This window comes from Oscillatoria sp. CS-180 (genome assembly GCF_028330965.1).
Classification (GTDB): domain Bacteria; phylum Cyanobacteriota; class Cyanobacteriia; order Phormidesmidales; family Phormidesmidaceae; genus Halomicronema.
Genome location: NZ_JAQMUB010000066.1, coordinates 1 through 12,662, shown reverse-complemented (window position 1 = coordinate 12,662; position 12,662 = coordinate 1). Strand labels below are relative to the sequence as shown.

Sequence of the window (12,662 nt, the reverse complement as noted above, 5' to 3'; positions counted from 1 at the left end):
TAATTAGCTGCTATCTATTTTTTGAAGTGCTTTTAACATCATGAATTCTCAACCACTTGTCAGTATTATTATCAATAATTATAACTACGAGGCTTTTATCAAAGAGGCGATTGATAGTGCCCTCGCTCAAACCTATGAAAATGTCGAAGTGATCGTAGTTGATGATGGTTCGACGGATGGTTCGCAAGAAATTATCTCTAGTTACGGAGATCGCATCATTCCTATTTTTCAAGAGAATGGCAAGCAGGGGGCTGCCTTCAATAACGGTTTCTCTCACAGCCGTGGTGAGATCATTTTGTTCCTGGATTCCGATGACTATTTGCTGGAGCAGGCCCTGGAGAAAGTTGTGTCCGTCTGGGAACCCAGCTTGTCCAAGGTTCACTATCGGCTGCAAGTTGTCGATAGTGAGAGTCAACCCACGGGCGCGTATTACCCGCCCCGCCATCAGCAATTGGCCACAGGGGATGTCTGGCAGGAACTGCTGGAAAATGGTGCTTACACCGGTGTTTCCACCAGCGGCAACGCGATTAGTCGCCACGCCCTAGCTGAAGTGACACCAATTCCCTACAAATATCGACTCACCTCAGACGACTATCTCTCAACGCTGATTCCTTCTTACGGAGCCGTTGGCGCGGTGGATGAACCCCTGGGAGCCTATCGCATCCATACCAGCAACCAGTGGGCCCTTGTTAATGTCAGCGGCGATCGCTTCCATCGCTTTGTGAACCATCACATTGAAAGCCATCGTCTGATCAAAGCAAAGGCAGACGAACTGGGACATCAGCTTCCCCGGGATTTAGAAGAGCGAAATCCCGGGTATGTGTGGTGCCGCTTGTCGTCGCTACGGCTGTCACCCAAAACTCATCCCATCGAGTCCGATACATCTTTGAAGCTGATGTATTGGGGCATACGGTCTCTGTGGAAATATTCCGATTTCAATTTGAAAAAACGCTTGGTGTATACGCTGTGGTTTGTCTGGGTTGGTTTAATGCCACTGCCTGCCGCCAAGGTCGCCATTACTTGGCTTTATATTCCCCAGCGTCGTCCTCAGCTATTCGCCTGGCTCAAGCAGTTGGTCATCTCCCAGAATAACACCTCAGCAGAAGCTACAGGCTAGAAAGCTAAAAATGGGTCGGCTGGAAAGGCCGTTTCAGTATTGGTAGATACGCTCAATGATAAATTTTCAGAAATTTGAGTCATCTGAATATCTATAAAAGACACGCTGAGATTTGACATGAACGATTTAAGTAAAGAGTTTTCGAGTGAATATGATGCGTCACTGCTCGCTGATTTATACGGAGAGGACATGCACTCTCCGCTGCGAAGGGCAGTTTCCCAGGTTCGTCATGAAGCGCGTCGAATGCTGGTCAAGCTGCCAGCCATTTACCTCCCTTTAGCCCGTCGCAAATATCCGCCCGGAGTCCGCCATCGTCCAGAAGCCCTGAGAGACGACACGGCCATCGTCATAGAAGGCTATCCGCGATCGGGGAATTCATTTGCGTTTACAGCCTTTGACTTAGCCCAAGGCAACGCCTCAACACGGGTAGCTCATCATTTACATACCGCTTCTGTAGTGATCGCAGCGCTGCGTCAAGGCATCCCCTGCCTGATCCTCGTTCGTAATCCTGAAGATGCCATTATTTCGCATATTATTTATTCTCAAAATCTCACTATTAGACAGTGCTTGAAAAGCTATCTAGACTTCTATCAACCCTTGTTGAAATATCGAGATCAGTTCATAACGGCTAAGTTCGAGGAGGTTATTTCTGATTTCGGCAACGTTATTCACGAGGTCAATCAAAAGTTCCATACTGCTTTTACCGAATTTGATCATACCCAGGAGAATGTTGACAAGTGTTTCTATGTGCTTGAGAATTCCTGGAAAGATTTGGGCATGGAAAAGCAGAAAAGCGTAACAAATGCGCCCTCGGAAAGGAGAAAGCGATACAAAGAGATGTTAAGGCGTCACTACAGGGCTGATGATTTAAAGAGCCTTCGAGATCGCGCCTTCGAGGTGTACAAAGAGTATGTGTAACCAATATCAATAACATAAGGCATAGCAAATGAAAACTTTATCAAACCGTTTTCCTAGACCTATTAGAAATAAGATCCAACTCATCAGGCACAAGTGGACTGATAAGTTTCTTTTTATTCATATTAATAAGACTGGCGGCACCAGTATCGCTAAAGCTCTAAACATCCCCCCTAAACACGACACTGCCCTTGAGAAAATTGAGGAAGTCGGTCGTATAGAGTGGGACAAAAGGTTCACCTTTGCCGTCGTCAGAAATCCCTGGGATAAAGTCGTGTCCCACTACTATTACCGGGTACAGACAAATCAGACCGATTTGGGGTCAAATCAAATTAACTTTAAGGACTGGGTCAAGCGAGTGTATCAGGAGAAAAGTCGGCCATACTACGATAAGCCCAAGATGTTTATGCCCCAGGTTGACTGGGTCTCCGATGCCGCAGGAACGATCATCGTTGATCACATCTGTCGGTTTGAATCCCTAGAAGCAGACTTTCGAGAAGTGTGCGATCGCCTAGAGATTGACTACAACTTGCCCCACTTAAAAAGTAGCAAGCGCGGCAACTATCGCGATTACTATGATTCCGAAACAACGGCGATTGTTGCGGATTGGTACAGCCAAGATATCGAAAAGTTCAACTATACTTTCTAGTTTTTTAGGCTGTTTGATAAGTACGCCTAATGATAGAAAAGGGCCACCCCTCTATGCGTATTGCAATTTTACAGAGCACGTCCCCATCTTCATTCAGCATGAAGGTGTACGCCAGAAATATTATAGAAGGTCTGCGAACGATTCATCCTGACTGGGAGATCATTTCACTCTCTCCGATGATCTCCGCCTCTCCAGGCGGTGGAAGCGTGCGCGGAGCTATTGACAAGTACTATAAGCGTTACTGGCATTACCCGTCGTCTTTCCAACAACAAACGGCGGACATATTCCATATCGTTGATCATAGTGATGGGCACCTGATTCCCTGGCTCAAGCAGTCGGGGAAAACCGTTGTGATTACCTGTCATGACCTCATTAATTTAGTCCAGCCTCAGATGTATCGCGGCCTGTCTTTAGCGCCTGCTATTAGTATGAATACTTGGCGTTGGTCGGTCCATAGAATGCAGAATGCAGACCACGTTATTACCGTTTCTTCTAATACTGCTAGGGATGTGGTGCAGCACCTGAAGGTTGCGCCCACTTCGATTACGACTGTCCCAAATGCGGTGAGTTCTGACTTTCGTCCCCTTCCCAGGGCAGAAATTGCAGCCTTTCGCCAACAGCATAATCTGCCGCCTGAGATGTTTTGCCTGTTAAACGTCGGCTCGAATAATCCCCGTAAGAATGTTTCGGCTGTTTTGCAGGTGATGAAAATTCTGAAGGAGCGCCAAAAACCCGTTCATTTTTGGAAGGCTGGCAGCAACTTCGATGCTGAACAATACGAATTTATTGACACCCATCAGCTGAGGGATTGTATTTCATATCTTGGCAAACCCGACGATTCTATGTTGGTCAAGCTTTACAACTCCGCCGATGTTCTGCTGGCCCCCTCTCTGTACGAGGGGTTTGGACTGACGGTTTTGGAGGCGATGGCCTGCGGCACGCCGGTAATTACTTCCAATGTGAGTTCCTTGCCAGAAGTTGCTGGCGATGCCGCCGTGACAGTTGGGCCAACGGATTACCCGTCGATGGCCACGGCTGTCGAGCACCTCAGACAGGATGCCGAATTTCGTCAACATCTCATCGATGCTGGTCTTGAACGCGTCAAGGCCTTCACGTGGTTAAACACAGCAGAGCAGGTCGCCCAGGTCTATCAACATGTCGAGCAATCCATCTCAAAAGCGTCTTAGCGTATTGGTCTCTGCCTATGCTTGTGGCCCTGGTAGAGGGTCTGAGCCGGGGGTGGGGTGGAACGTGGCCCGAGAACTCTCCCGGTACCACCACGTGCATGTGTTTACCCGGAGCAATAATCGAGCCGCAATTGAACAGGAATTGAGCGATCGCCCCAATCCCAACCTCCATTTCACCTATTTTGATCCGCCGGGCTGGGCAGCTTGGCTGCCTCCAGCACAGTTACCGCACTACTACTCTTGGCAAATCGCTGCCTATTTCATGGCCCGCAAGCTGCTGGCAGTCCAAACGTTTGATATTGTGCACCATGTGACCTACGTCCGATATTCGTCACCTAGCTTCTTGTCCCTATTATCGATTCCCTTCGTTTGGGGGCCGGTCGGAGGGGGCGAACAGGCCCCCAAGGCGTTTTCCCGAAGTTTTGGGCTGAGAGGCAAAGGGTATGAGTTCCTCCGGAACCTTTCCCACGGTGCCGGCGAGGTGGATCCTTTTACTCGAATCACGGCTCAGCGGAGCGTTGTTGCCCGAGCAACAACGGCAGATACCGCCCATCGATTGGAGCGAATTGGGGCCAAGTACGTTGAAGTTTCCTCCGCCATTGGCCTGCCTGAGGAAGAGATTGAGCGCCTGTCTGAGTATACCTATCCTCAACCATCGCCAATCCGGTTCATCACGATCGCCCGTTTGCTGCACTGGAAAGGGATCCATCTCGGGATTCAGGCCTTCGCCCAAGTGGCTGAAAAGTATCCTTGTGAATATCGAATTTTGGGCAAGGGACCGGAACGCAAGGCTCTAGATGCATTAGTTGACAAGCTCGGCATGGCAGACCGGATTGAATTTTTAGGGGAGCGATCGCGAGACGAAACGTTGCAACAGTTATCTGACTGCCATGCGCTACTTCACCCGAGCCTGCACGATTCAGGGGGGTTTGTTTGTTTAGAAGCAATGGCGGCTGGGCGCCCCGTCGTTTGCCTCGATTTAGGCGGATCTGCGGTCCAGGTTTCTCCCGAAACAGGCATTTTAGTTCCGGCCAAAGAGCCTAAGCAGGCCGTTGATGACTTAGCTCAGGCGATGGAGCAACTCATCACCGATAGCGAACTCCGGCAGCGCCTCGGGCAAGCCGGTAAAACCCGCGTCCAAACCCATTTCTCCTGGAAAGCAAAGGGCGCTGAACTATCAGGCAAATATTATCAATACATCGATATCCATAACCTAAACAGAGCCAACCGTTAATCATGCGAATTTTAAGTGTTCATAACCGCTATCAGATTCGGGGCGGCGAGGACGAATCACGCCAATCCGAAGAAAACCTCCTCCGTCACCATGGGCACGAGGTCAGGTCCTATGAGGCCAATAATGACATCATCAAAACAATGTCATCTGCCAATGTCGCTACGCGCACCGTATGGTCTCAAGAAACTTACCAAGAAGTGGGTCAGATTCTGGAGGCTGATACCTACGACATTGTGCATGTTCAAAACTTTTTCCCACTCATTTCACCATCGGTTTTTTATGCGGCCAAAGCGGCAAACGTGCCGGTTGTTCAAACTTTGAGAAACTATCGTCTGCTTTGCCCTAATGCCCTTTTCTTTCGGGATGGTGGCGTTTGTGAAGACTGCCTAGGTAAACCGATTCCGTATCCTGGTATCGTTCATAGCTGCTACCGAGACAATATGGCCGCCAGCGCGGTAACCGCCGCCATGATAGTCATACATCGCTTTCTGAAGACCTGGCAAAACAAAATCGATGCCTACATCGCACTCACCCAATTTGCTCAGAGCAAGTTTGTTGAGAACGGATTTTCTGCAGCTAAGATTCACGTTAAACCTAATTTTGTCAGCGTTGATCCGGGCGTGGGGGATGGTTCAGGCCGCTATGCCCTTTATGTCGGTCGTCTTTCCATCGAAAAAGGGTTAGATACGCTGCTCGCAGCCTGGGAACGCCTGAATTACAAAGTCCCGCTCAAAATTGTAGGGGATGGCCCTCTCTCTCCACAGGTTGAAGCCGCAGCCCAAAAATCCGACCAGGTTGAATGGCTGGGACGTCGTCCGATTCAAGAGGTCTATGACTTGATGGGCCAGGCTCAGTTTCTAGTCTTTCCATCTAAGTGGTACGAAACGTTTGGCAGAGTCGCGGTTGAAGCCTTTGCCAAAGGAACGCCCGTCATTGCCTCTAAAATTGGGGCGATCGCAGAAATCGTAGACGCCGGTAGGACTGGATTACTTTTCGAAGCGGGCAATCATTCCGATTTAGCCGCTAAGGTAGACGAACTCATTAATGATGAACATCGTCTAGCCCAAATGCGCTCTCAAGCGCGAGATGAATTTGTGAGTAAGTACACGGCTGAAAAAAATTACGAGGCCCTAGTTGACATTTATAGTAAGCAGTTAGCTAGCTAAATCTTGCGCTCATCTAAGCCATAGTAAAGATGCGACATTGCTTTACGCTGAATCAGTTGTATCCGCTCACAATAGAACCGTGCCACCAAGATTTTAATTGTAAAAAGACAGTATGAAATCTTCTTATGCCTTAGAGCTAGCCTCGCAATCTTCTGGCGTGAGCCAAAAGCACTTCGTGCGCAGTTCTATTTTACTGTTACTGGCGTTTGCGTCTGCTTTTTTTTCACGACTTTTGGATAGTGCCGGAGCCCCCTCGCCGATAAACTTTTTGCATTTTGCAACGGTGCCTGTGGCAGCTTACTATGCCATTACGAAATCTCGCACCAAGCTTTTTCGACAAATTAGCATCTCTCAGCAACTACTCTTTAGCTTACTCACGTTTCTCTGTATTTTAATTATCAGCGCCATTTTCAACGATGCAGGGATTATTAACGTCGTTTTGTCTTATCTTTTGTGGGTAGAAGCCTATTTTTTCCTATGTGCTATTATCTGCCTTCCTCTGAGTGAAGAGAGCTTTGCTTTCTTAAGAAAATGGTTGATCAGATTCTCTGTATTTCACATTGGTCTGGCCCTGCTCCAAAAAGTTTTGCTGGATCTTGGCATCATGCGCACAGGCGCAATGAATATCCTCCAGGACAACATTCAAGGCGTTTTCTATCTATCTGGCGGTGGCCACGTTGTGGGAGCGTCCGTCTCTATATCCTTTGCGATCTACTGCTTTACCCAAACTGATATGCCTCGGTTCAGGTATGCAGCGCTCATCGCTGCGATCACTCAAATTGTAGTCGCCGATGCAAAGCAAGTGATTTTTGTGGCTCTCGTCTCTTGGGTAATTCTGATCCTGACCAAAATCACCGATGTCAAAAAAATCTTCATGTACGGCGCTTCTGCGACTGTCGGCAGCTTGGTGCTGTGGTGGTGCGCCTACAACGTCGAAGCTTTCAGGGGATTTAGAACGTGGATTAGGCCCGAAATCTATGGTCCCGAAGGAGAGGCAACATTACTCAAGTCGGCCTCAATTCGTATCATCAACTCGTATGTTCAAGAAGAGGGGATTTGGGGGTGGCTGTTTGGGTTAGGTCCCGGCCACACAGTTGATCGCCTCGGGGGGTGGATGATTCCTAAGTATCAGAGCCTACTGGCTCCACTCGGCGTGACTGAGCATCCTGCCAGTTCAGAAATCTGGGATGCGGTTTATGCCAGTTGGCTAGGCGGCAAGTCTAGTATGTTCAATCCTCTTTTTGGCTGGGCCGGTCTTTGGGGAGATGCGGGCTATGTGGGCCTACTGGCTTATTTCGTCATCCTTTGGGTCATTTGGACCAAATGCTGCACAGATGATGTGACTAAGTTTTTACTGTTGACGATCTGCGTTAATGGTTTGATTTTTGCCCAAATGCAAGAGCCTGGTTTCATGCTGTATACGGTCTTGCTGATGGGTATTAGATGGCAAGAGGAAAACCTTGATTCTCAAAGGGCTTCAACGTCGCGATCGCTGCTTCAGAAAGCGAGGAGTCTGGCGCCCGTTAATTTAAACCAGCCGAACATCAATGAACAATGAAAATTTCAATTCTTTGACTTTCAAAATCATCCGTGATGCCTGACGTTGAGCACACAGTGAGCTGGCATAAAAAATACCGATCAAATTGAATTCTAGAATTTGTGATTCTAAAGACGTATTCTGTGGTTTTTTAGTCAGAGATCAGTCCATAATGTTAGCTTTTAATAAGCTACAGCGAGTATCAAAACTCGTTTTAACTCCCGTAGCTATTCGTGATTTTATCAAGTATCTCTAAGCCAAATTCTTTGACGAAAATGGTTAATCGTCCTCCCACCTCTAACAAAAAACAATCTCGTCCTCGCAATCAAACCCACAAAACGATGAGGATAGTCACCTTGACGGCTGTTCCCTTATTGGTAGGTGCTTTTCTAGCTTGGCGGTTTATCGACAACTCTAGGAGGATACAGGGGCCAAATATTTCGAGATCTACCACTAGTTCTTCCCCAGAGGGTAATGCCAAAGATGTCGAGCCCGACAATGACCTTGCCGCGCTCCCGCTTGCTGCAACGGAGTTTGATTCCACCCAGGCTACGGATACTTTTCAAACAACAAGTGTTACGCGGGCATTTCCGGCAGATGCAGGCGTTATCGATGTGACCGCCTATGGTGCAATCCCAAATGATGGGATTGACGATACAGCAGCCATCCAACGAGCCTTGGATGAAGCCCCCAGTGGGAATCGCATTATCTACTTGCCAATGGGGACATATCTGATTTCCGATCAACTCGATTGGCCCGCAGGCGAAACCTCTGCCGGCAATCATAAGCGCACTATTCTTCAGGGAGAGAATCGCGATCTGACTGTAATTCGGCTTCACAATAACGCGTCAAAATACCAAGATCCTGACAATCCACTCGCCGTAATTTGGACAGGTACCGCACCAGCTAATCGCTTCCGCAATGCTGTCCGAGACCTCACTATCAACACGGGGACAGGTAATCCAGGGGCCATTGGGCTACAGTTTATTGCGAATAATCAAGGGGGGATCCGCAATGTGGCCATTATCTCAGATGACGGTCAGGGACAAATCGGTCTTGATATGAAATATACGCGAGAAATCGGTCCAGCCTATGTTGAGGGTCTCTACATCCAAGGATTTGACTATGGCATTCAAACCTACTCGCAAGTCAACAGCATCACATTTGAAAATATCAGGTTGGAAGATCAGAACATCTTGGGATGGGAGAATTTTGCCCAGAGCATTTTTATTCGCGGATTGCACAGCATTAATGCAGTCACAGTCCTGAAAAATACGATAGACGCACCCGGTTCAGTCACGCTTATCGATGCTCACTTGGTCGGTAAGGGCAATGCCATCAACGCTCCAGCCATCCTGAACCAAACACGGGAAATGTTCCTCCGGAATATTGAAACCTCAGGCTACGCGATGTCTGTGAGCCACGACCATAAAGGGCGTGGCAACGAACCCGGTGTTACAGATGCTTACATCGAAGAATGGTTAGCACGGGGAGAGGAGCCAGATTCTCTTTTTCCCGGTTCTAGCACCTCGCTAAATCTGCCAATTCAAGCTACTCCCATAGTTCCTTGGGATACGGTTTCCGAGTGGGTAAGCCCATTGGCCTTTGGCGGACAACCAGATGATAGTGAGGATGATACGGCTGCCATTCAAGCCGCCATTGATTCTGGCGCTACGACGGTCTATTTACCCAATGGCAGATGGCACATCTCAGGAGTGTTGGAGATTAGAGGTAATGTCAGGCGGTTTTTAGGAACTGAAGCATGGCTGATAGGAGACAATGCTGAGATTAGGATTCTCGAGACGAGTCAACCGGTTGTTCAGATAGAACGATTGGATATGCTGAGGGGCAATATCGATATTGTTCACGCTTCTGAACAGACGCTAGTTTTGTCAAGCCTAACCATGAACGGTAAGTACCGCAGCCGCTCTGATCTTCCCCGCGTGGGCGATTTGTACATTGAAGATGTTGTAGGCGGCCCCTTTTACTTTGCAAATCAGTCTGTATGGGCCCGTCAGATCAATCCAGAAACAGATACCCAGAAAACCGAGGATCCAGCCAAGATCATCAATGAGGGGGCTGACCTATGGATTCTTGGACTTAAGACTGAACGAGCCGGCACCAACATTCAAACGTTGAATGGGGGTCGCACAGAAGTCATTGGAGGGCTCGTGTATTCAACCGGCGACCCTAAAATTGACCCAGCCTTTGTAAACATCGAATCATCCTTGAGTCTTGCCGGTGTAGTAGAGCGCAATTTCAATGGCAATTGGTTTGGTATCTGGGTTCAAGAGGTCCACAACGATGAAACCCGCAACATGCCTCGCAGTCAGATTTCAGCACCACTGTATGTTGGTTTTGAGAAGTAGCTGCAGAAGTGTGATTTCGGCCAGAGCATCAGTGCAAAAACGACTTAACTCCCCGGTCAAAATTTAATGGCCAAATCCCAGTAGTTGACTTCCTAAGATTTGGCCATTTTCTATGTCCTATTTCAGCCTCAGACCGAATGGTATACCGTCAGGTCTGAGAAATCAGGCAACAACCTCTGCGACTAAAATGTCTGGGTTTCTGTAAAGGAAGTTGTCTCGAAGGTCCGACTGTCCACATTGAGACCATCTCCAAAAGGATTGGTCTCTTCAGAAGTGTCACTGAAGTCACCACTACCAAGCTCTGTCGTGTCAGTCATATCAACAGCAGCCAGCGTGTTCATTTCAAGGGGTTGAGTGTCATCACCCGAGCCAGAGACTGCACTATCGTCTGTCGTGATAGTACTAGACTTGCTAGAGAAGTTAGTAATCGGATCATCCGTGAAGTCTCCAACTAGCGAACTGCTTTCTGCCATTCCAGTTAAAGTATCGTCTTCCTCCACTCGGGTATAGGTGATTGAACGCAACGTATATTCAGAGCTATTGGTTCCTTTTTGAGCAACATCTGTCAGATCTAAGTCTTCCTCTCCATACCCGAAGTCAGTTGCTTCTAGGACAAGCTGGTGGATTGGTTCGTCTGCGGTAACCTCAAATTCATAGCGCCCGTAGGAACCGGAGATGAGTCCATCGATACTTTCTTCAGGTCCAATTAGCCCAGTGCTTACAACCTGACCTTCGTCGCCCAGTGCCTTCCATGTACCGGTTTCTGGTAAACCATCAGGTCCCTCAGTGCCGCCTAGATGCCCAACTTCAAAGGTGACGTCAGTTACGCCCCCGTCAAAGTCAACAACCATCTTCTCACTCGCATCCTCATCGCGAACATAATCGATTTGATAATCGTTGCGACCGCCATCACCATTCACGCCAATGCCATCTTCTTTCTGGGGATTGCCTGCAGGGTTGGTAGAACGATACTCGATGAATGAGACGTTACCCTCAATGTCGTATGCAGTAACTGTGACGCCATCTTCCCATTCCTGTGTAGCTGCCAGGTCGTCGTCGAACGTCCTTTTATTGACTGTAATCGTATTGGGATCTCCTGTTGGCTCGAACACAGGGTCTTCGGCTACAGGCTCTTCAACTACAGGTTCCTCGACTACAGGTTCCTCATCCACCGGCTCTTCAGCCACGGGCTCTTCAACTACAGGTTCCTCATCCACAGGCTCTTCATCCACAGGTTCCTCGTCCGCACGGTCTGAATCTGTAGAATCAAGATCACCCGGTATGTAGATAACATCCTTCAGACTGAAGTCAGAATTGTTGTCTGTCTGGTCGGTTCCTTCACCATTGCCGTAAGCTGTCGCCTCGATCGCCAGCCTCGAAAACGTCTCAGAAGTGCTGATATCAAAGGAATAGGTGTCCTTACTAATGGCAGTGGTTTGTGTCGGATCTAGCGCGCCAGAAGAGATTTCGTCACCCTCTTCATCGTAGGCGATCCAACGACCGGTCTCCGGCAGGCCGTCCGTCTCATTCGCATTCATCTTGCCAAGGGTAACGGTGGCTTGCTCGGCACCATTTTCAAAGTCGATTAGCAAACGCTCGCTCTTACCGGAGATTGGGTCATAGTCGATCTGACTGTCATAACGACCGCCTTTGACGGAGAAACCACCGTTTCTATGCTCAACAGCTGCGGCAGTTCCATCAGCCGAGACCCCAGAAATGGTGACATCATCACTCCATTGCTGTGATGCAGGGTCTTCAGCCACGGGCTCTTCAGCCACAGGCTCTTCGGTCGCGGGGTCTTCAGTTACAGGCTCTTCAACTACGGGATCTTCAACTACGGGATCCTCAGTCACAGGGTCTGAATCGATAGAATCAAGGTCACCTGATACGTAAGTAACAGCCTTAAGGTTGAAGTCGGAATTGTTGTCGGTTTGGTCGGTCCCTTCACCGTTGCCGTAGGCTGTCGCCTCGATCGCCAGCCTCGAAAACGTCTCAGAAGTGCTGATATCAAAGGAATAGGTGTCCTTACTAATGGCAGTGGTTTGTGTCGGATCTAGCGCGCCAGAAGAGATTTCCTCACCCTCTTCATCGTAGGCGATCCAACGACCGGTCTCCGGCAGGCCGTCCGTCTCATTCGCATTCATCTTGCCAAGGGTAACGGTGGCTTGCTCGGCACCATTTTCAAAGTCGATTACCAAACGCTCGCCTTTATCAGAGCTTGGGTCATAGTCGATCTGACTGTCATAACGACCTCCTTTGACGGAGAAACCACCGTTTCTGTGCTTAACAGCTGCGGCAGTTCCATCAGCCGAGACCCCAGAAATGGTGACATCATCACTCCATTGCTGTGCTGTCGTGTCACCATCCAAATACTTGCCTTTTGCAGCTAGAGTTATTGACTCATCACCTGTGGAATCAGAGACTGGGTCAGGATCTGGGGTTGGGTCAGGATCTGGATCTGGGGTTGGGTCAGGATCTGGATCTGGGG

Annotated in this window: 9 protein-coding genes; 8 read left to right on the top strand and 1 reads right to left on the bottom strand. The window is 48.8% G+C overall.

Annotation, left to right across the window (positions count from 1 at the left end; genetic code table 11):
* Positions 1-40 precede the first annotated feature (40 nt).
* The 8 genes from PN498_RS15425 to PN498_RS15390 all read left to right on the top strand — a co-directional run bounded on the left by PN498_RS15425 (position 41) and on the right by PN498_RS15390 (position 10,174).
* The gene (locus PN498_RS15425; protein ID WP_272063724.1) at positions 41-1,117 is read left to right on the top strand and encodes a glycosyltransferase family 2 protein; all 1,077 of its coding nucleotides are present in this window, start codon (positions 41-43) and stop codon (positions 1,115-1,117) included.
* A gap of 117 nt (positions 1,118-1,234) precedes the next feature.
* A complete protein-coding gene (locus tag PN498_RS15420; protein WP_272063723.1) occupies positions 1,235-2,035 on the top strand; it encodes a hypothetical protein in 801 nt (266 codons plus the stop codon).
* A 28-nt stretch (positions 2,036-2,063) separates the two neighbouring features.
* Positions 2,064-2,681, top strand: coding sequence for a sulfotransferase family 2 domain-containing protein (locus tag PN498_RS15415; RefSeq protein WP_272063721.1), 618 nt, complete (start codon positions 2,064-2,066; stop codon positions 2,679-2,681).
* A gap of 176 nt (positions 2,682-2,857) precedes the next feature.
* On the top strand, positions 2,858-3,868 hold the full coding sequence (locus PN498_RS15410; RefSeq protein ID WP_272063719.1) for a glycosyltransferase family 4 protein: 1,011 nt from the start codon (positions 2,858-2,860) through the stop codon (positions 3,866-3,868).
* Positions 3,837-5,102 (top strand): glycosyltransferase family 4 protein, encoded by a 1,266-nt coding sequence (locus PN498_RS15405; protein WP_272063717.1) that lies wholly within the window; start codon positions 3,837-3,839, stop codon positions 5,100-5,102. Before PN498_RS15410 ends, PN498_RS15405 begins: the two co-directional genes overlap by 32 nt.
* Before the next feature lie 2 nt (positions 5,103-5,104).
* Positions 5,105-6,268: a glycosyltransferase gene (locus tag PN498_RS15400; RefSeq protein WP_272063716.1), complete on the top strand. Its 1,164-nt coding sequence runs from the start codon at positions 5,105-5,107 to the stop codon at positions 6,266-6,268.
* Between the two features lie 112 nt (positions 6,269-6,380).
* Positions 6,381-7,826 carry a hypothetical protein gene (locus PN498_RS15395; protein ID WP_272063715.1) on the top strand — a complete coding sequence of 482 codons (1,446 nt, stop codon included), beginning with the start codon at positions 6,381-6,383 and terminating at the stop codon, positions 7,824-7,826.
* Between the two features lie 254 nt (positions 7,827-8,080).
* Positions 8,081-10,174, top strand: coding sequence for a glycoside hydrolase family 55 protein (locus tag PN498_RS15390; RefSeq protein ID WP_272063713.1), 2,094 nt, complete (start codon positions 8,081-8,083; stop codon positions 10,172-10,174).
* Between the two features lie 182 nt (positions 10,175-10,356).
* Here the strand turns inward: PN498_RS15390 and PN498_RS15385 are convergent.
* A partial coding sequence (locus PN498_RS15385) for a hypothetical protein (RefSeq protein WP_442951426.1) occupies positions 10,357-12,662 on the bottom strand: 2,306 nt, incomplete at its 5' end.

What these genes read in the sequence shown, in the direction of transcription:
- PN498_RS15415 (WP_272063721.1), top strand. Translation starts at nt 2,064, where the DNA reads ATGAAAACTTTATCAAACCGTTTTCCTAGACCTATTAGAAATAAGATC.
- PN498_RS15410 (WP_272063719.1), top strand. Translation starts at nt 2,858, where the DNA reads ATGATCTCCGCCTCTCCAGGCGGTGGAAGCGTGCGCGGAGCTATTGAC.
- PN498_RS15405 (WP_272063717.1), top strand. Translation starts at nt 3,837, where the DNA reads ATGTCGAGCAATCCATCTCAAAAGCGTCTTAGCGTATTGGTCTCTGCC.
- PN498_RS15390 (WP_272063713.1), top strand. Translation starts at nt 8,081, where the DNA reads ATGGTTAATCGTCCTCCCACCTCTAACAAAAAACAATCTCGTCCTCGC.
- PN498_RS15420 (WP_272063723.1), top strand. Translation starts at nt 1,235, where the DNA reads ATGAACGATTTAAGTAAAGAGTTTTCGAGTGAATATGATGCGTCACTG.
- PN498_RS15425 (WP_272063724.1), top strand. Translation starts at nt 41, where the DNA reads ATGAATTCTCAACCACTTGTCAGTATTATTATCAATAATTATAACTAC.
- PN498_RS15400 (WP_272063716.1), top strand. Translation starts at nt 5,105, where the DNA reads ATGCGAATTTTAAGTGTTCATAACCGCTATCAGATTCGGGGCGGCGAG.
- PN498_RS15395 (WP_272063715.1), top strand. Translation starts at nt 6,381, where the DNA reads ATGAAATCTTCTTATGCCTTAGAGCTAGCCTCGCAATCTTCTGGCGTG.